This is a genomic window from Spirillospora sp. CA-128828, from assembly GCF_050945415.1.
Classification (GTDB): Bacteria; Actinomycetota; Actinomycetes; order Streptosporangiales; family Streptosporangiaceae; genus Spirillospora.
On record NZ_CP191986.1, the window covers coordinates 9320128 to 9337918 of the forward strand.

Here is a 17791-nt window from a genome sequence, read left to right on the forward strand (position 1 = left end):
GGGACGACCCCCCAGACCTCCCGGCAAGAGCAGCTGACCCGCTCCTTCGCTAGCGCTCAGTCGACGGGTCAGCGGGTGGAGCGGGCGTACCAGCGGCCGTTCTGGCGGTCGACGGTGAGGGGGATGCCGAAGGTGGCGGACAGGTGCTCCTGCGTGAAGACCTCGTCCACCTTGCCCTGCGCGACGATCTGGCCGCCGCGGAGGAGCAGCGCGTGGGTGAAGCCCTCGGGGACCTCCTCCACATGGTGCGTGACCATCGCCATGGTGGGAGCGGTCGGGTCGTCGGCGAGGGCCGCGAGGCGGGCGACGAGGTCCTCGCGGCCGCCGAGGTCGAGGCCGGCGGCGGGCTCGTCCAGCAGCAGGAGTTCCGGGTCCGGCATGAGGGCGCGGGCGATCTGGACGCGCTTGCGCTCGCCCTCCGACAGCGTGCTGAACGTGCGCCGGATCAGGTCGGCGCAGCCGAGGGCCTCCAGCAGCGCGACGGCGCGGCCCACGTCGGTCGAGTCGTACTCCTCCTGCCAGCGTCCGAGGATCGCGTAGGAGGCCGTCAGCACCAGGTCGATGACCGTCTCGCCGGACGGGACCTTCTCCGCGACGGACGAGCTGGCGAGGCCGATGCGGGGACGCAGCTCGAACACGTCGGTGCGGCCGATCTCCTCCTCCAGGATCTCGACGCCGCCCTCGGTGGGATGCAGCATGGCGGCGGCGACCTGCAGCAACGTGGTCTTGCCGGCACCGTTCGGGCCGACGATGACCCACCGGTCGCCTTCGTTCACCGTCCATGTGACGTCGCGCAGCAGGTCCGCCCCGCTGCGCCTGACCCCGACTCCGCGGAGCTGAAGCACCTCGCCTGCCATGCGCGCCTTCGTCTCCCATCCGGTGGCCCGTGCCGCCGCCATCAGGAAAGAACCTATGCGATCCAGTGCGGACGTGGGCCCCCGGCTCCCCACCGGAACGGCGGCCCCGGGACACCTCGGGGACGCGAGAGGTCCCTTACGTCCGATGGCGCACGCGATCCGAGCGCTTATCGTGGATCGCATGCCCAATGCGCACTGTCCGAGACCGGGAATGAGCACGAACGAATGAGCAGGGCCGTCGCGATCGCTCTGGCCGCCTGGGGCAATGCCTGGCTGACGGGCCACGTCGGCCTGGACGAGGCGGTCGACGAGATCGAGAAGAGCGCGGGCCCGCAGATCATCGGCGGCGAGCCCGCGGAGGTGACGCTGCGCCGCGGCCTCGGCGACCTGCGCGTCGGGGGAATGGCGGCGCTGCGACCGGCCCTGCCCGAGCCCGGCGACCCGCTCGGGCTGACCGGGCCGCCGGGCTTCAACGGCGCGGCGATCGAGGCGGGCGCGGCCGTGGTCGCCGTGCTCGACGGCCGGGCGATGGGGCTCGTCCCCTCCGTGGACCGGCGCGGCTCGTCCTATGTCGGCGTCCGCTGGACGACGCACGAGGCGTCGCCGGCTCCCCCGGACGTCCCGTCCCTCGCCGAGGCGGACCGGCGGCTCACGCTCGCGATGCGGGACGCCACGGAGGCCCTGCTGACCGTGGACGACTTCGCCGGCGCCCCGCCCGAGATCGCGGACGCGCTCGTCGACCTGCGCGACCCGGACCGCGGCGACCACCCGCTCGCCCCCGGATACCCGCCCCGCGCGCACCGCGTCGCCGCGCTCGCCGGGCGGCTGTCCCTCGTCGTGGACCTTGCCCGGCAGATGGACGACCGTGGCCTCAGCGCCGACCAGATGAGGCGCCGAGGTGAGGCCCTGCGGCTGCTGGACGCCGCCGTCCGCCGCGCCCTGGTCGCCGCGTGCAACAGCGCGTTCGACCCGGTCCCCTGAGCGGAGCCGCGACCTGGCGCTCGTGCATGGCTCGGTGCTCTCCGGACTGTCCAGCCCGTAGGGCAGTCACAAACCGAGCCGGACGACGTAGTCGTCCAGAAAGAGAGAGCCGATGGCCAGCAACCAGGGCGACCCCGAGCCGCGTGCCCGTGTGCTCCAGACCTCGCAGGTGCCCCTCCTACAGGATGGAACCCGCTACATTCACGGCGGCAATCGTGAAGAGGTCGAGGCACGGGCCGCTGCCTCGTCCCCCGGCGCGACGGTCCGGACCTACGAAACTCGCGAGGAGTTCCTCGCGACGGGCGAAGGTGACGAACCCCTCACCTTCCCGGCGGTGAAGATCACGCGCAAGTGAGCGGAGGCCGCCTCGCGGCGGTCTTCTCATCTGTGGCCCTTCCGCACGTCGGGAGGGCCACACCTCGTTCCGCGACCGGGAAGGTCCGTCCCATGACGAAGCGGGGCGCCCCCCGGAAGGGACGCCCCGCTCTCGTGGACCGGTGATCAGGCGCGGACCACGATGGTGTTGCAGATCTTGTCGGCGAACGTCTGCTTGCGCTCGTCCCACAGCGGCCAGAGCCAGCCGATGTAGCACGCGAAGTTGTCCGCGGCGTGCGCGATCCGGCGGACGAACGCCATGCCGAAGCCGATCGGCTGGCCGGTCTGCGCGCTGACGAGGCGGATGCCCATCTGCCGCTTGCCGATGGACTGGCCGGTCGTGCCCTCCTGGTAGCAGACCCACAGGCTGCCCGCGAAGGAGATGATCGCGCCGATCAGCATCAGCAGGAGGCCGAACAGCGCCGCGCCGCTGCTGCCCGAGCTGGACAGGATGATCATCAGGATGTAGAGGACGGTCACCGGGGCGCCGATGATGAGTCCGTCGATGATGGTGCCACCGGCACGCGAGCCCCACTCGGCCAGCTGGCCGGTCGAGCCGTAGTGGTGGTGGTGGACCTCCTGGCCGTAGCCCGGCTGGGCGGGAGGCTGCTGGCCGTAGCCCGGCTGCGCGGGAGGCTGCTGACCGTAGCCCGGCTGCGCCGGAGGCTGGCCATAGCCCGGCTGCGCCGGAGGCTGGCCGTAGCCCGGCTGGGCAGGGGGCTGCTGGCCGTAGCCGGGCTGCGCGGGAGGCTGGCCGTAGCCGGGCTGGGCAGGGGGCTGCTGGCCGTACCCGGGCTGTTGCTGCCCGTAGCCCGGCTGCTGACCGTACGGGTCGTAGGGGTTACCCACACTTGCTCCTTATTGATTGACCCTGTGGTTATGTGACGCCCGCCGGACCCGGTGGGCTCCGCAAGTCTGACCGAGGATCGACCGCGGCTCAAACCCGCAGAACACCGAACCGGACGAGCTGCCACAGCTCCGACCCGACGAGGGCGGTGCCGAGCATCCAGGCACGGGTCTTCGGCTGGAGTGCCCACCACCGTCCACCCAGGCCCAGCGGTGCGGCGGCGACGGCGACGGCGCCGGTGAGCGCGACCGGGTTCGCGAGGACGGCGGGGCCTGGACGGCCCGAGCCGAGCTCGATGAACACGGTCGTGCCCCCGCACAGCGGGCACGGGATTCCGGTGAGCGCCCGCATGGGACAGAGCACGCCGGGGTCGTTCACGCGATGGATCCATGACACGCCGATGGCCGCGACGGCCATCGCCGCGACACGCAGCACCGCGCCCAGGGGGCCGTGCCGCGCTGCGGTGAGGGTCCGGCTGACGATTCCGCCGAGCACACCTTCCGGTGCGCCGGCGGCCGCCGCCCCGGGCGCTCCCCCCAACGAATCCTCCGCCTCGATGACAAACAGCTGAGTGACCCGTATACCGGGTGCACCCTGAAGTGGGTCAAGTGCAGGCAACAATACGCTATGGGACCGTTACTCTGCGCTCGGTGACACCACCTCAGGGGCAAGAGTAGGACAAATCGCCAGCTACATGAGCACTCTTTAGCGTTACCGGCATGAATGAATCGGCCGGATCGCCGCTGTGGCGGGGCCTGGCGACCTTGCGGGACCCGTCGGCAGGCGGCACCGGCAGGACGGCACCGGGCTCGGCGCCGGGACGCCGGCGCGGGCGGAAGGCCGCGCCGGGTAAGGGGGAGCGTCAGCTCTGCGCGGCGGCGCCCACGACGAGGGGCCCCTCGTCGCCGGTGATGTGCTCGGACTCGACGACGTCGGCGACGACCGCGGTGATGTTGTCCGGGCCGCCGTTCTCCCTGGCCAGCTCGATCAGCCGGTCGACGGCCCGCTGCGGGTCGGCCTCCGCGGACAGCACCTCGTAGATCTTCTGCGCGTCGACCGGGCCGCTCAGCCCGTCGGAGCACAGCAGGTAGCGGTCGCCGAGGCGGGCCTCGCGCAGGCGGAGGTCGGGCTCGCGGTCCTCACGCCCGTCCAGGACCCGGTAGAGGACGTGCGAAAGCCGGGACGTCTCGGCGGGATCGGCCTGCTGGCCGGCCTGCTCTGCCTCGGCCTTGAGCAGCTCGTCCATCGTGTGGTCCTGGGTCATCTGGAACAGCTCGCCGTCGCGCAGCAGGTAGCCGCGCGAGTCGCCGACGTGCGCCAGCGCGACGGACTCGCCGGACCAGAGCATGGCGGTGAGCGTGGTGCCCATCCGGCTCAGGTCGGGACGTTCCTCCCGGACGATGCGGAGCTTCTCGTTGGCCTCGGCCACCGCACGGCCCAGGATGTCGACGAGATCGTCCTGAGGGGCGTCGGCGTCCAGCGAGCGCATGGAGCCGATGACGGTCGAGCTCGCGACCTCGCCGCCCGCATAGCCGCCCATGCCGTCCGCGACCGCGATCAACCGTGCACCGGCGTACCCGGAGTCCTCGTTGTTCTCCCGGTTGCACCCGATGTCGCTGCCTGCTGCGTACCTGATTGCTACGTTCATACCAATTTCTCTGAGGAGGTATATCAGCCGCGGGCGGTGGTCCCCCCGGTTTCCCCGGACGCGCCGGACGTTCCCACACCATGCCGGACCGCGTACAGCGCCGCCTGCGTCCGATCCTGGACTCCCAGTTTCATGAGCAGATTACTGACGTGCGTCTTGACCGTCTTCTCGGACACCACGAGGGCGCGGGCGATCTCCCGGTTGGACCTTCCCCGCGCGATGTGCACGAGCACCTCCCGTTCCCGTTCGGTCAGCGCGGCGAGGCCGCGGTCTTCGCCTCCGGCGCCGCCCGCCGTCCCGTCGCGCAGCATCGCCTCGGCCGCGTCGGGCGCGAACAGCACGTGCCCGTCGTGGACCGCCCGGATCGCCTGCACGAGCGCCGCCGGGTCGACGTCCTTGTAGAGGTACCCGGCCGCCCCCGCCTGGACGGCCGGCAGCACGTGCCCGCGTTCCGTCACACTGGTCAGGACGAGAACCCGTGCCCGCACCCCACGAGCCCGCAGCTCCGTCAGCGCGGTCAGGCCGTCGGCGCCCGGCATCTTGAGGTCCATGAGCACGATATCGGGCTCCAGGGATTCGGCCAGTGTCACGGCCGACGTGCCGTCCTCGGCCTCGCCGACGACCTCGATGTCGTCCTGGATGCCGAGGAACGTGCGCAGCCCCTGCCGGACGACCGGGTGGTCGTCGGCGATCAGCACCTTGATCGGCACCGGCCGCGGGCTCACAGCGGCACCTCCAGCCGGACGGTCGTGCCCTTCCCAGGCGCGGCGTCGATCGTGAGTTCGCCGCCGATCGAGTACGCCCGGTCGCGCATGGAGGCGAGACCGAGCCCGCCCTGCGGCTCGGTGTCGGACGCGTCGAAGCCCGCGCCGTCGTCGGCGACCTCCAGCACGGCCCGGGCGTCCTCGGTGCCGAGGCGCACCTCCACGGACCGCGCACCGGCGTGTCGCAGCGCGTTGTAGAGCGCCTCCTGCGTGATGCGGAACGCGACGGTCTCGTGTTCCTCCGGCAGGACGACCGCCTCGTCGGCGGAGATGCGCACGCTGGTCTCGTGCGCCCGGTCGAGGACCTCGACGTGCTTGCGCAGCGACGCGACCAGGCCGTCCGCGAGGTCCGCCGGACGCAGCTCGAAGATCACGGCGCGCAGCTCGGCGAGCGCCTCGGCGGCCAGCCGCTCCACCTGCTCCAGCTCCCGGACGGTCCGGACCGGGTCGCGCTCGGCCAGCGCGGACGCGGTGCGCGCCGTCAGCCGCAGCGAGAACAGCTTCTGCGCGACGGCGTCGTGCAGTTCGCGGGCCAGCCGGTTGCGTTCGGCGACGACCGTCAGCTCGCGGTTGTGCTCGTACAGGCGGGCGTTCGTGATGGCGATCGCGGCGTGCGCGGCGAACAGGGAGAGCAGGTCCTCGTCGTCCTGGGTGAAGCCGCCGGGACGCCGCTTGTTGGCCAGGAAGATGATGCCGAGGACGTCCTCGCCGTCGCGGATCGGCACGCCGAGGAAGTCCTTCAGGACGGGATGCGCGACCGGCCAGCCCTCGAACTCCGGCTCCTTGCGGATGTCGCCGAGGCGCTTGGCCGTGGCGCCGTGCAGCATCGCGGCGAGCATGCCGTGCTGGCGGGGCAGCGGGCCGATCCGCTCCCACTCCTCGTCCGAGACGCCCTCGACGACGAACTCCGCGAAGGAGCCCTCGTCGTCGGGCACGCCGAGCGCCGCGTACCGGGCGTCCAGCAGCTGCGCGGCCGCCCGGACGATCACCTGGAGCACCTCGTGCACGGACAGGTGCCGGGTCACCGCGAGCACGGCGGAGCTGACGGCGTGCAGGGTCGCGCCCTGGTCGCCTCGGCAGCCGTCGCCCGTGTCCATCCCGGCCTTTCGTCGCCCCTGCGAGCGCCCTCCGGTGCTCACATGTGAAGACCGTACTCTCTGGGCGCGTCTTCTCGAATCAGCCGCCGGGAGTACACGCCCGCGGTGTCCGCTCCCCCGTGGGGGGACACAGGTCCTAGGACCATCTGACGACCGGGCAGAGGACCCGTCGGCCGATGCCGCGGGACGCGCCGATTCCTAGCGTCGTGAGCATGAAGACGGCACTGATCACAGGGGCCTCCCGGGGGCTCGGACGGGCGCTGGCCCGCGGCCTCGCGCAGGACGGCTGGAACCTCGTCATCGACGCCCGGGAGCAGGCCGCGCTGTCGGCGGTCGCCGCAGAGACCGGCGCGACGGCGATCGCCGGGGACGTCGCCGATCCCGCGCACCGGGCCGATCTCGCCCGCGCTGTCCCCGGCGGGCTCGACCTGCTCGTCAACAACGCGAGCACGCTCGGCCCGACGCCGATGCCCAGGCTCGCCGCGCTTCCGGTGGACGCCCTCGCGGCCACGTTCGCGACCAACGTCCTGGCGCCGCTCGCGCTGATCCAGGCGGTCCTGCCGGGTCTGCGGGAGCGGCGGGGCGCGATCCTCAACATCACGTCGGACGCGGCCGTGGAGAACTACGAGACGTGGGGCGGTTACGGGACGTCCAAGGCGGCGCTGGAGCAGCTGTCGAACGTCCTCGCCGCGGAGGAGCCGGACGTGGCGGTGTGGTGGGCGGATCCGGGCGAGATGAACACCGCGATGCTGCGCGCCGCAGGTGAGGACGCCGACGCCGCGCCGCCGCCGGAGGAGGCCGCCGCCGCGTTCCGCCGCCTCATCGCCGGCCGCCTGCCGAGCGGGCGGTACCAGGCGTCCCATTTGGCGGGCGCGCGATGACGACCGTCCTGGAGCCCGATCAGGTCGTGCCCGCGCGGGGCGTGCTGGGCGCCGGACTCCGGGGCGCGACGCTCGGGATCGTCCTCGTCGTCACGCTGCTGGCGTTCGAGAGCATGTCCGTGGGCACCGTGATGCCGGCGGTGGCGGACGACCTCGACGGCCTGTCGCTGTACGCGTGGGGATTCAGCGCCACCCTGATCACGAGCCTGCTGTCCACGGTGCTGGCGGGCGGCTGGGTCGACCGGTCCGGGCCGTCCCGGCCGTTCGCGATCGGCCTGGGCACGTTCGTCGCCGGGCTGGTGGTCGCGGGCGCGGCGCCGTCCATGTGGCTGTTCGTCGCGGGGCGCGCCGTGCAGGGACTCGGTACGGGCGTCGCGATGGTCGCGATGTACGTGGTGATCGCCCGCGTCTACCCCGAGGAGCTCCGGTCGCGGGTGTTCGCGGCGCTGTCCGCGGCGTGGGTGCTGCCGTCGCTGATCGGCCCCGCGGTCGGCGGCGTCGTGGCCGAGCACATCGGGTGGCGGTGGGTGTTCCTCGGGCTCGTCCCGCTGGTGGTCCCGCCGACGCTGCTGCTGGTGCCCGCACTGCGCGGCATCAAGCCGGCGGAGCCGGCGCCGGCGACGCCCGGATCGCGCCACCTGGCCGCCGTCGCCGTGGCCGCCGGCGCCGCGATCCTCCTCTACGGCCTCGACGGGACGGGCTGGACGATCGTCCCGGCGGCTCTCGCGGGCCTCGCCGGGCTCGCGTTCGGGCTGCCCCGGCTCGTGCCCGCCGGGACGCTCCGGCTCCGCCGCGGGCTGCCGAGCGTCATCCTCGTCCGGGGCCTGCTGTCGGGCGCGTTCTTCGGCGCCGACGTGTTCATCCCGCTGGCACTGACCCGGCTCCACCACTTCAGCGCCGCGCAGGCGGGGATCGTCCTCACGGTGGGCGGCCTCGGCTGGTCGGCGGCGTCCCAGATCCAGGGCCGGTCCGAACGGCCCCGCGAGTTCTACGCGCTCCTCGGCGCCGTGCTCGTCACCGCCGGGATCGTCCTCGCCACCATCGCCCTGCAGTTCTCCGGATGGCTCGCCGCCCCCGCATGGATCATCGGCGGCGCCGGGATGGGCTTCTCCATCGGCAGCCTCTCCGTCCTGCTCCTCGACCTGTCGGCCGAGGACGAGCAGGGCGTCAACTCGTCCGCGCTGCAGATCTCCGACACGCTCGGCTCCTCCCTCGTGGTGGGGGTCGCGGGCGCGCTGGTCACCGGCTTCGGCACCGCCCGGCTGGACGCCGGGCTCGCCGTCGCCGGGGCGCTGTTCGCCGCCATCGCCGCGTTCGGTGTGATCGCCGCGCTCCGGCTGGAGGTCCGGACATGACCGTCGACTTCACCCTCCCTCCCGCCCTGGAGGCCCACGAGCCGCCCGAAGCGCGCGGCCGGACCCGCGACGGAGTCCGGCTCCTCGTCGGACGGCGCGCCACCGGCGAGATCGCCCACCACGGGTTCCGCGACCTGCCCGCCCTGCTCGACCCGGGGGACCTGCTGGTCGTCAACACCTCGGCCACGCTGCCCGCCGCCGTCCGGCTCGACCGGATCAGCGTGCACTTCTCCACCCCCGTACCCGGCGCGGACGACCGGCTGTGGCTCGTCGAGTTGCGCCGCCTCGCCGGCAAGGCCAGCCGGCCCTACGCCGGCGGCTGTCCCGGCGAGTGGATCCCGATGCCCGGCGGCGCCACCCTCACGCTCGTGGGACGCCACTCCGGCAGGTTGTGGCAGGCCAGGCTGAGCACCGACGTCGTCCCCTATCTGCGGCGCCACGGGGTGCCGATCCGGTACGGGTACGTCCGCCGCGACTGGCCCGCCTCCGCCTACCAGACCGCCTTCGCCCACGACCGCTCGACCGGCAGCGCGGAGATGCCGAGCGCAGCCCGCCCCTTCACGCCCGAGCTCGTGACCCGGCTGGTGGCGCGGGGCGTCCTGATCACCCCGATCACCTTGCACACGGGCGTCGCGTCCCCCGAGGCCCACGAGCCCCCGTACGCCGAGCGTTACGAGGTCCCCGAGGCGACGGCGGCGCTGGTCGAGCACGTCCGGTCGCGGGGGCGGCGGGTGATCGCCGTCGGCACCACCGCCGTCCGCGCCCTGGAGACGTCCGTGGACGCCTCGGGACACGTCCGGGCGTCCTCCGGCTGGACCGAGCACATCGTGACCCACGAGAGCGGCGTCCGGGCCGTGGACGGCCTCCTCACCGGCCTCCACGAGCCCAAGTCGTCCCACCTGATGATGCTCACCGCGATAGCGGGCCACGACCTCCTCGTCGCGACCTACGAAGCCGCCCTGGCAGAGGGCTACCTCTGGCACGAGTTCGGCGACGCGAACCTGATCGTCAGCGGCTAGCGTCTTGCATGCTGGACCTGCCCGACGGGGCGGATGGCGCGGCCGGTACCGTGGTGACCAGTATGGACGGGTCAGCACAGCGCACGCTGCTCATCACGCTCACCGGACGCGACCGCCCCGGCGTGACCTCGCGTCTCTTCCGGACACTCGCCCAGTTCCCGCTGACGGTCGCCGACGTGGAGCAGGTCGTGATCCGCGGCCGGCTCGTCCTCGGCGTCCTGCTCGACTACACCGAGGGCGCCGACATCGGCCGGGTCTGGAACGCCGCCGAACGCGTCGCGAACGACCTCGACATGGAGATCGAGCTGTCGACCGGGCGCAACAAGCGGATGCCGAAGCGCACGGGGCGGCTGCACGTCACCGTCCTCGGCCACCCGCTGAAGCCCGCCGCCATGGCCGGGATCGCCGGGCTGATCTCCGCGCACGGCGCCAACATCGACCGCATCGAGCGGCTCGCGCAGAACCCCGTCACCTGCATCGAGATGGACGTCTCCGGCGCCGACCCGGACGCGCTGCGCGCCGCGCTCACCGCCGAGGCCGCCGAGCAGCAGGTCGACGTCGCCGTCCAGCAGAGCGGCCTGCACCGGCGCGCCAAGCGGCTGATCGTCATGGACGTCGACTCCACCCTCATCCAGGGCGAGGTCATCGAGCTGCTCGCCGAGCACGCCGGCTGCCTGGACGAGGTCGCCAAGGTCACCGAGGCCGCCATGCGCGGCGAACTCGACTTCGAGGGCTCCCTGCGCGAGCGGGTCGCCCTCCTCGCCGGGCTGGACGCCTCCGCCATCGACGACGTCCGCGGCAAGCTGCGGCTCGCCGCCGGCGCCCGCACGCTGGTCCGCACCCTCAAGCGCCTCGACTACAAGTTCGCCATCGTCAGCGGCGGCTTCACCCAGGTCACCGACGCCCTCGTCGACGACCTCGGCATCGACTACTCCGCCGCGAACACGCTGGAGATCCAGAACGGCAAGCTCACCGGCCGCGTCACCGGCCAGGTCATCGACCGCGCCGGCAAGGCCGCCGCCCTCGAACGCTTCGCCCGCGAGGCCCGCATCCCGGTCAGCCAGACCGTGGCGATCGGCGACGGCGCCAACGACCTCGACATGCTCCAGGCCGCCGGCCTCGGCATCGCCTACAACGCCAAGCCCGTCGTCCGCCAGGCCGCCGACACCGCCGTCAACGTCCCCTACCTCGACACCATCGTCTTCCTCCTCGGCATCTCCCGCGAAGAGGTCGAAGCCGCCGACGCTCTCGACCCCCAGGGGGGCGATTTCTCCCAGGGGAGCGGCGACCCCCTGGAACCCCCGTCACGAGCCGGTCGATCCTCACGCCACGGCTGAGGTCACCGTGACCGTGCAGGTTCATGACATGGCGCTGCGGTCGCCCGGCTCGGCAGGTCGTGCGGCCTCCGGTCGCAGAGCGACCTGCGGCCGCACGACCTGTGGCGTCCGCTGAGGTTCCGGTTCACGAGGCGTTCGGGTAGATCTAGATCATGCTTCAGCGGGTGCGGGCGGCCTATGCCAAGGTGCATGGGCAGGCCGCACCCTTCTACGGGGTCGCCGCCGCCGTCGCGATGGCCGTTCCCATGCTCGTGGGGGCGTTGAGCGGGCACGCGGCGCAGGGGTCGATGATCGCGCTCGGGGCCTATCTCGTCGCGCTGCGGGCGCCTGAGGGGCCCTACGGGGCGCGGGCGCGGGATCTCACCGCCGGCGTGGTGATCGTCGCGGTCGGCGCGGGCGTGGGCGGGCTGCTCAGCGGGCATCTGTGGCCGACCGTGATCGTGGTGCCGCCGCTGGTCGCGCTCGGGGTCGCGGTGCCGCGGATCGGGGCGACGGCGGGGCTGGCGGTGCTGCTGAGCGCCGTCCGGCCGCCGTCGGCGGACGTCCTGCACGTCGGCGCGCTGGAGCTGCTCGGCGGGCTGCTCACCGCCGGGCTGCTGCTCGCGCCCTGGCCCGCGCGCCGGCTGCGTCCGCTGCGGGAGGCGCTGAGCGAGTCCGCCGACGCGGTCGCCGAGGCGCTGGACGCGGTGGCGGAGGACGTGGGGGCGCACGACGCCGAGGTGCTCGACGCCGTCGAGCTGACGAACCCCGACCTGATGGCGGTCACCCGCATCCCCGACTGGGAGGCCAAGCGGCGGGCGGCGTCGGAGTCGCTGACGGCCGCCCGCGCCACCTACGCGCTGTACCGGGCCGGACGCGGGCGCGGCGACCCGACGCGGCCCGAGCGGCTCATCGACGCCCTCGGGCGCGTCCTGCACGAGACGGTGACGCTCCAGGCCGTCCTGGAGGCGGCGAAGAACTATCCGCCGGACCGCGAGTGGCGGCTGGACACGCAGACCGCGATCTCGGCGCTCGCCGCGCGGCTGCGGTTGCTGGCCGGGGCGATCGCGACGGCGGGCGAGGCGCCGCTCGGGCGGGAGGAGTCCGCCGCCGTCCGGCGGATGGGACGCACCGTCGAGCAGATCAGGCGGGCCGGGCTCGCCGGCGACGAGGACCTCGTCGCGGTCGCGCTGATCGCCCAGGTGCGCCGCTCCATCGACCGTATCGCCGGCGAGGTCGCGTCCACGCGCCGCGTCGTCGCGGGCGGGCTGCGCATCGGGCTCGCCCCGCCGCGGATGCCGGACACGCTGGACCCGATGCCGGTCTGGGACCGGCTGCGCCGCGCCGTCCGCACGCGCTCCCCGACGTTCCGGCAGGCGTCCCGGGTGTTCGTGACGGCGGCGGTGTCGATGGCGCTGTCGGCCGCGCTCGGTTTCTCGCACGGGCACTGGATGACGATCACCGCGGTGCTCAGCCTGCGGGCCACCTATGGCGAGACCGTCGAGCGGCTCGTCCAGCGCGTCGGCGGCACCGCGGCCGGGTCCGCCGTCGCCGCGGTGATCCTCACCCTCGCGCCGGGGCAGACCGTCGTGGCGCTGATCGTTTTCGGTTTCGCGGTCGCCGGGTTCGCGATGCGGTCGGTGAACTTCGCCTACTGGGCGCTGTTCGGGACGCCGCTCGCGATGATGCTGCTCGACTTCTCCACGCCCGCCGACTGGCGCACCGCCGGCGAGCGGATCGGGCTGACGTTCGCCGGGGCGCTGATGTCGTTCCTCGCCGTCCGGCTGCTGTGGCCCGCCGGGCATCTCGAACGCCTGCCCGTCCAGCTGGAGCGGCTCCTGCGCACGCACGCCGGCCTCGTCCGGACGACGGCGGACGTCCTCTCCGGGGAACGCGTCCGGCTGCCGCACGACAGGATCGTGGCGGCGGAGCGGGCGGCGGAGGCCGTCGCCGAGACCCGGGCCCGGCTCGGGCACGAGCGGCTGCCCGACATCGAGCTGATCGACGAGCTGCGCCGGTCCGTGGCCGCCGCGCACCGCACCCGCGACCATCTGATCGCGGCCGCGAAGCTGTCCCGGGAGAAGGCCGTGGACACCGGGCCGATCCCCGAGATCCTCGACCGCCTCGCCGACCAGCTGGAGGAGGCGGCGGGCCTGCTGGAGGAGCCCGGGGAGCGCGACCCGGAGGCCGACACCCCCGCCGAGGAGCTCAAGGAGGAGCTCGCCGACCTCGACTCCCACCTGTCGACGCTCACCCGGCGGCGCCGCGCCGAGATCAAGGCGGGCGTCGGCCGGGACGAGCCCACCCCGCTCCGGCACGCCCTCCTGCAGGTCTCCGGCACCCGCTACACGGTCCGGGCGCTGCGCCGCGACGTCGGCACGGTCATCGAGGCGTCGCTGGAGGCCGCCGAGCCGCGTCCGTGACCGGTCAGTCCTTCGGGGTGTGGACGGTGCGGAGCGTGCCGAGCCCCGGCCGGACGTCCGTCCAGGCGCCCGGCAGCTCGATCACGGCGAGGGCGCAGGTGGGGAAGGCGTCCGGGGCCTGCCCGGTCAGGTCGTGGACGAGCTGGTGCACGGACGGGTTGTGCCCGACGAGCAGGAGCCGCCCGGCCTCGTCCGGCGCCTCGCCGACGAGCGCGAGCAGCCCTTCGGGCTCGTTGTCGTAGATGGCGCCTTCGAAGCTCACCTCGGCGTCGAGCTCCAGCCGGGCGAGGGTCTCCCTGGTCCGCGCGGCCGTAGAGCACAGCACGTGGTCGGGGACGAGGTCGTTGGCGCGCAGCCACTCACCTGCGGCCGCGGCGTCCCGGCGCCCGCGGTCGTTGAGCGGGCGGTCGAAGTCGAGCATTCCGAGGCCGGCGACGGCCTTGGCGTGGCGGAGCACGATGAGCGTCGGCATGGTGTCGACCTTAGGGCGCTCAGGGCGACACGAGGATGGCGATCCCCCACAGCACGGCCATGACGCCGAACATCCCGCCGACCACGAGCGCGAAGCCCTTGGCGCCCGACATCGCCGGCTTGCCGCTGCCGCTGCTCGCCACGGCCGCCTCCCGAGTTCGTCCCACCTGGATCCGCGCTGGACCGGCCCAGCGCGCACGTACAGCGTATGACCGGTCCCGCGAGGTCGGGACAGGACCCCTGGAAACGCGGGAGGGGCCGGTGGCGCGTCGCCACCGGCCCCTCATGCCGGAACGGTCATGCCTTGCCGGCGGACGACTCCTCCTCACTGCCGGACTCGGCCTTGGCCCCGTTCGCCTCGGCGCCGACGGCCGCCTGCTCGGGTGCGTCCTCCTCGGGTGCGCCCTCCTCGATGGCGCCGCCCTCGGCCTCGCCGCTCTCGGCCGCCGCGTCCGGCGTGCCGCTCTCGACGGCCGGCGCCGGCGCCTCCCCGATCGGGTCGGCGCGCCGCTTGGAGATCACGATGGCCGCGACGATGACCGCGACGGACAGCACGGTCACCCCGACGCGCAGCGCGGTGTTGCCCGCGTAGGTCACCACCGCGGGCGCGACCAGCAGCGCGACCAGGTTCATCACCTTGATCAGCGGGTTGATCGCCGGGCCGGCGGTGTCCTTGAACGGGTCGCCGACGGTGTCGCCGATGATGGTCGCCTCGTGCGCCTCGCTGCCCTTACCGCCGAGGTGGCCCTCCTCGACGAGCTTCTTGGCGTTGTCCCAGGCGCCGCCCGAGTTGGACAGGAACACCGCCATCAGCACGCCCGCCGCGATGGCGCCGCCCAGGTAGGCGCCGAGCGGCGCGTACCCGAAGGCGAAGCCGACCGCGATGGGCGTCATGATCGCCAGCAGCCCGGGGGTGGCGAGTTCGCGCTGCGCGTCCCGGGTGCAGATGTCCACGACGCGGTCGTAGTCGGGCTTCTCGGTGTAGTCCATGATCCCGGGCTTGGTGCGGAACTGGTCGCGCACCTCCACCACGACCCGGCCCGCCGCGCGGCCGACCGCCATGATCGCGAGGCCGGAGAACAGGAACACCACGGCCGCGCCGACGATCAGCCCGATCAGGACGTTCGGGCTGGCGATCGACAGGTTGAAGTTGAGGAACTCGTCGCCGATCGCGTCCTTGGCGCTCTGCGAGGCGTCGCCCAACGCGTCGATCACCGTCGTGCGGAACGAGCCGAACAGCGCGGTCGCGGCGAGCACCGCGGTCGCGATCGCGATGCCCTTGGTGATCGCCTTGGTGGTGTTGCCGACCGCGTCCAGCCGCTCCAGCACGGCCGCGGCCTCGCCCTTGACGTCCCCGGACATCTCGGCGATGCCCTGGGCGTTGTCGGAGACGGGACCGAAGGTGTCCATCGAGACGATCACGCCGACGGTGGTGAGCAGCCCGGTGCCGGCCATCGCCACCGCGAAGAGCGCGACGGTGGTGTTGCCGAAGCCGAGCAGGAACGCCCCGTACACGGCGGCGCCGATCACGAGCGCGGTGTAGACGGCCGACTCCAGGCCGAGCGAGATGCCGGACAGGATGACGGTCGCGGGGCCCGTCCGGGCGCTGCCGGTGACCTCCTTCACCGGCTTGCGGTTGGTCTCGGTGAAGTAGCCGGTGAGCAACTGGATCACGCTCGCCAGCACGATGCCGATGATGACGGCGCCGAGCGCCACCCAGCGCGGGTCGGCGTCCAGGCCCGCGATCTCCTTGTCGGTGACACCGTTCAGGTCGGCGAACGACGAGGGCAGGTACACGAACGCGGCGACCGCGACGAGGACGGCCGAGATCCCCGCGGAGATGAAGAAGCCCCGGTTGATCGCGGTCATCCCGGAGCGGTCGCCGGAGCGGGGCGCCACCGCGAAGATCCCGATCACCGCGGTGATCACGCCGATCATCGGCACGATCAGCGGGAAGACCAGGCCCTCAGTGCCGAACGCCGCGGTGCCGAGGATCAGCGCCGCGACGAGCGTGACCGCGTACGACTCGAACAGGTCGGCGGCCATGCCGGCGCAGTCGCCGACGTTGTCGCCCACGTTGTCGGCGATCGTCGCCGCGTTGCGCGGGTCGTCCTCGGGGATGCCCTGCTCGACCTTGCCGACGAGGTCGGCGCCGACGTCGGCGGCCTTGGTGAAGATACCGCCGCCGACACGCATGAACATGGCGAGCAGCGCGGCGCCGAAGCCGAAGCCCTCCAGGACCTTCGGCGCGTCGCCCTGGTAGGCGAGGACGACGACGGCGGCGCCGAACAGGCCGAGGCCGACGGTGAACATGCCCGCGACGCCGCCGGTGCGGAAGGCGATCCGCATCGCCGTCTTCTCGCCACCCTCTTCGCGGGCGGCGGCGGCGACCCGGACGTTGCCCCGGACGGCCAGCCACATGCCGGTGAAACCGGTGACGGCGGAGAAGAGCGCCCCGATGACGAAGAAGACGGACCGCCCGATCCGCTCACTCGTCGAGTCGGCGGGCAGGAGCAGCAGAACGAGCGGAATCAGGACCACGAAGACCGCGACCGTTCGGAACTGGCGTTTCAGGTAGGCGCTGGCGCCCACCTGTACCGCTCGCGAGATCTCTTGCATCTTCGCGGTGCCCTGGCCTGCGGCCAGGACATCGCGGACGAGACCCGCGGCGACGGCCAGTGCGAGCAGCGCGACCACGGCTACGACGACGACCAGGGAAAGGTCGCCGCCGCCGAGATCCACTTCTGCGCTGGCCGGGCTTGACAGGGAAAACCCGGACATCCGTCCTCCTCGACAGGGGCAATGCGTCTCGACCGCCACAAAAGACGATCTTTACCGCGTACCCCGCGAGTCATGATTTCGAACGCCTCGCACGGCAGCGCGGGTGCCGGGAGTCTACGCACGCGCAAGTCGATTGTTAAGGCCGCGACGCCCTTGATGAAGATGTCGCCGAAATGCAACGGACGATACGCCGGAATTTGACCTATTAGCCCGGCGAAGCGACATCGACCCAGGTCAACCCGGGTGAGTCGTCTATTACCTCACGGTCACCCCGACCGGCGCACGGCCTAATGACGCATCGGCGCGAGCACCGGCGTCCACATTCAAGCTAGGCATTAACACGGAATATGTCCAGCCCCAAATCGGGATCGACCACTGATGATCATCAGAGAATCTCACAACACGGGCACCACCCGTCCCACCGGCCCCACCGCGGGGGCCACCGCGCGCCCGCGGACAGGGCGACACGCCGAAGGCCCCGCCCGGAGTGGGCGGGGCCTTCGGCCGCGAGTGAGGGACGTGCGCGTCAGATGGTCGCCTCGGCTTCGGCCGGCCAGCTCATCCGTATCTGGACCCCCTTCGGCGTGGCGGCGATCTCCACGTCGTCGGCGAGCCCGGCGATGACGGCCAGACCCAGTTCGGCGGTGCCCTCGCCGAGGCCGTACTCGAAGTCCTCCGCGTCCGGGGCCGCCGGGAGCCCCCCAGCCGTGTCGTCACCGGGGACGGTGTCGCTGACGGTCACCTCGAAGCGGCGCTCGGCGCCCCGCAGTTCGAGGTGGACGGGTTCGTCCGGGCAGTGCAGGCGATGCGCCTCCACGGCCCGCGAGCACGCCTCACCGACCGCGAGCCTGACCTCGTCCAGCAGGGTCTCGGCGACCCCGCTGCGACGGGCGACGGCGGTCACGATCAGCCGGGCGGTCCGCACGTGGACGGGCAGCGCGCTGAAGGAGAGTTCAACGGTCGACATCTCAGTCCG

The 17791-nt window shown here is 72.7% G+C and carries 17 protein-coding genes; 7 read left to right on the plus strand and 10 right to left on the minus strand.

Annotation, left to right across the window (positions count from 1 at the left end; genetic code table 11):
• Nucleotides 1-68 precede the first annotated feature (68 nt).
• Nucleotides 69-857 carry an ABC transporter ATP-binding protein gene (locus tag ACQPXG_RS44780; protein ID WP_433470167.1) on the minus strand — a complete coding sequence of 263 codons (789 nt, stop codon included), beginning with the start codon at nt 855-857 and terminating at the stop codon, nt 69-71.
• A 225-nt stretch (nt 858-1082) separates the two neighbouring features.
• Here ACQPXG_RS44780 and ACQPXG_RS44785 point away from each other — a divergent pair, with 225 nt between their 5' ends.
• Entirely contained in the window at nt 1083-1838 is a 756-nt protein-coding gene (locus ACQPXG_RS44785; RefSeq protein ID WP_433465222.1) for a hypothetical protein, read from the plus strand.
• A 112-nt stretch (nt 1839-1950) separates the two neighbouring features.
• Entirely contained in the window at nt 1951-2193 is a 243-nt protein-coding gene (locus ACQPXG_RS44790) for a hypothetical protein (RefSeq protein WP_433465223.1), read from the plus strand.
• Between the two features lie 146 nt (nt 2194-2339).
• On the opposite strand, the gene ACQPXG_RS44795 is transcribed toward ACQPXG_RS44790, so the two are convergent.
• From ACQPXG_RS44795 to ACQPXG_RS44815, 5 genes are all read right to left on the minus strand, one after another.
• Nucleotides 2340-3062 carry an RDD family protein gene (locus tag ACQPXG_RS44795; RefSeq protein WP_433465224.1) on the minus strand — a complete coding sequence of 241 codons (723 nt, stop codon included), beginning with the start codon at nt 3060-3062 and terminating at the stop codon, nt 2340-2342.
• Nucleotides 3063-3150: 88 nt separating this feature from the next.
• Nucleotides 3151-3600, minus strand: coding sequence for a DUF2752 domain-containing protein (locus tag ACQPXG_RS44800; RefSeq protein WP_433465225.1), 450 nt, complete (start codon nt 3598-3600; stop codon nt 3151-3153).
• 322 nt (nt 3601-3922) lie between these two features.
• Nucleotides 3923-4708: a PP2C family protein-serine/threonine phosphatase gene (locus tag ACQPXG_RS44805; RefSeq protein ID WP_433465226.1), complete on the minus strand. Its 786-nt coding sequence runs from the start codon at nt 4706-4708 to the stop codon at nt 3923-3925.
• Between the two features lie 23 nt (nt 4709-4731).
• Nucleotides 4732-5433 carry a response regulator gene (locus ACQPXG_RS44810; RefSeq protein ID WP_433465227.1) on the minus strand — a complete coding sequence of 234 codons (702 nt, stop codon included), beginning with the start codon at nt 5431-5433 and terminating at the stop codon, nt 4732-4734.
• The gene (locus ACQPXG_RS44815) at nt 5430-6611 is read right to left on the minus strand and encodes a GAF domain-containing sensor histidine kinase (RefSeq protein WP_433465228.1); all 1182 of its coding nucleotides are present in this window, start codon (nt 6609-6611) and stop codon (nt 5430-5432) included. Before ACQPXG_RS44815 ends, ACQPXG_RS44810 begins: the two co-directional genes overlap by 4 nt.
• Before the next feature lie 170 nt (nt 6612-6781).
• Between ACQPXG_RS44815 and ACQPXG_RS44820 the strand changes: the two genes are divergently transcribed.
• The 5 genes from ACQPXG_RS44820 (at nt 6782) to ACQPXG_RS44840 (ending at nt 13563) form a co-directional block, all read left to right on the plus strand.
• Entirely contained in the window at nt 6782-7450 is a 669-nt protein-coding gene (locus ACQPXG_RS44820) for an SDR family NAD(P)-dependent oxidoreductase (RefSeq protein ID WP_433465229.1), read from the plus strand.
• Nucleotides 7447-8805, plus strand: a complete 1359-nt coding sequence (locus tag ACQPXG_RS44825) for an MFS transporter (protein WP_433465230.1) — start codon at nt 7447-7449, stop codon at nt 8803-8805. Before ACQPXG_RS44820 ends, ACQPXG_RS44825 begins: the two co-directional genes overlap by 4 nt.
• A complete protein-coding gene (locus ACQPXG_RS44830) occupies nt 8802-9824 on the plus strand; it encodes an S-adenosylmethionine:tRNA ribosyltransferase-isomerase (RefSeq protein WP_433465231.1) in 1023 nt (340 codons plus the stop codon). Before ACQPXG_RS44825 ends, ACQPXG_RS44830 begins: the two co-directional genes overlap by 4 nt.
• Nucleotides 9825-9886: 62 nt before the next feature.
• Nucleotides 9887-11161, plus strand: coding sequence for a phosphoserine phosphatase SerB (gene serB, locus ACQPXG_RS44835; RefSeq protein WP_433465232.1), 1275 nt, complete (start codon nt 9887-9889; stop codon nt 11159-11161).
• Nucleotides 11162-11313: 152 nt separating this feature from the next.
• On the plus strand, nt 11314-13563 hold the full coding sequence (locus tag ACQPXG_RS44840) for an FUSC family protein (RefSeq protein ID WP_433465233.1): 2250 nt from the start codon (nt 11314-11316) through the stop codon (nt 13561-13563).
• Between the two features lie 4 nt (nt 13564-13567).
• Here the strand turns inward: ACQPXG_RS44840 and ACQPXG_RS44845 are convergent, their stop codons facing one another.
• The 4 genes from ACQPXG_RS44845 to ACQPXG_RS44860 all read right to left on the minus strand — a co-directional run bounded on the left by ACQPXG_RS44845 (nt 13568) and on the right by ACQPXG_RS44860 (nt 17782).
• Complete coding sequence (locus ACQPXG_RS44845; protein WP_433465234.1) at nt 13568-14035, minus strand: SixA phosphatase family protein; 468 nt, start codon at nt 14033-14035, stop codon at nt 13568-13570.
• Between the two features lie 19 nt (nt 14036-14054).
• On the minus strand, nt 14055-14177 hold the full coding sequence (locus ACQPXG_RS44850; protein WP_433465235.1) for a hypothetical protein: 123 nt from the start codon (nt 14175-14177) through the stop codon (nt 14055-14057).
• Nucleotides 14178-14331: 154 nt separating this feature from the next.
• Entirely contained in the window at nt 14332-16815 is a 2484-nt protein-coding gene (locus ACQPXG_RS44855) for a sodium-translocating pyrophosphatase (protein ID WP_433465236.1), read from the minus strand.
• A gap of 526 nt (nt 16816-17341) precedes the next feature.
• Nucleotides 17342-17782 (minus strand): ATP-binding protein, encoded by a 441-nt coding sequence (locus ACQPXG_RS44860; RefSeq protein WP_433465237.1) that lies wholly within the window; start codon nt 17780-17782, stop codon nt 17342-17344.
• Between the last annotated feature and the right edge of the window lie 9 nt (nt 17783-17791).

Excerpts from the sequence above, each read along its gene's own strand:
- ACQPXG_RS44805 (WP_433465226.1), bottom strand. The coding sequence starts at position 4,708 with ATGAACGTAGCAATCAGGTACGCAGCAGGCAGCGACATCGGGTGCAAC.
- serB (WP_433465232.1), top strand. The coding sequence starts at position 9,887 with ATGGACGGGTCAGCACAGCGCACGCTGCTCATCACGCTCACCGGACGC.
- ACQPXG_RS44840 (WP_433465233.1), top strand. The coding sequence starts at position 11,314 with ATGCTTCAGCGGGTGCGGGCGGCCTATGCCAAGGTGCATGGGCAGGCC.
- ACQPXG_RS44825 (WP_433465230.1), top strand. The coding sequence starts at position 7,447 with ATGACGACCGTCCTGGAGCCCGATCAGGTCGTGCCCGCGCGGGGCGTG.
- ACQPXG_RS44820 (WP_433465229.1), top strand. The coding sequence starts at position 6,782 with ATGAAGACGGCACTGATCACAGGGGCCTCCCGGGGGCTCGGACGGGCG.
- ACQPXG_RS44845 (WP_433465234.1), bottom strand. The coding sequence starts at position 14,035 with ATGCCGACGCTCATCGTGCTCCGCCACGCCAAGGCCGTCGCCGGCCTC.
- ACQPXG_RS44830 (WP_433465231.1), top strand. The coding sequence starts at position 8,802 with ATGACCGTCGACTTCACCCTCCCTCCCGCCCTGGAGGCCCACGAGCCG.
- ACQPXG_RS44785 (WP_433465222.1), top strand. The coding sequence starts at position 1,083 with ATGAGCAGGGCCGTCGCGATCGCTCTGGCCGCCTGGGGCAATGCCTGG.
- ACQPXG_RS44855 (WP_433465236.1), bottom strand. The coding sequence starts at position 16,815 with ATGTCCGGGTTTTCCCTGTCAAGCCCGGCCAGCGCAGAAGTGGATCTC.
- ACQPXG_RS44860 (WP_433465237.1), bottom strand. The coding sequence starts at position 17,782 with ATGTCGACCGTTGAACTCTCCTTCAGCGCGCTGCCCGTCCACGTGCGG.
- ACQPXG_RS44780 (WP_433470167.1), bottom strand. The coding sequence starts at position 857 with ATGGCAGGCGAGGTGCTTCAGCTCCGCGGAGTCGGGGTCAGGCGCAGC.
- ACQPXG_RS44790 (WP_433465223.1), top strand. The coding sequence starts at position 1,951 with ATGGCCAGCAACCAGGGCGACCCCGAGCCGCGTGCCCGTGTGCTCCAG.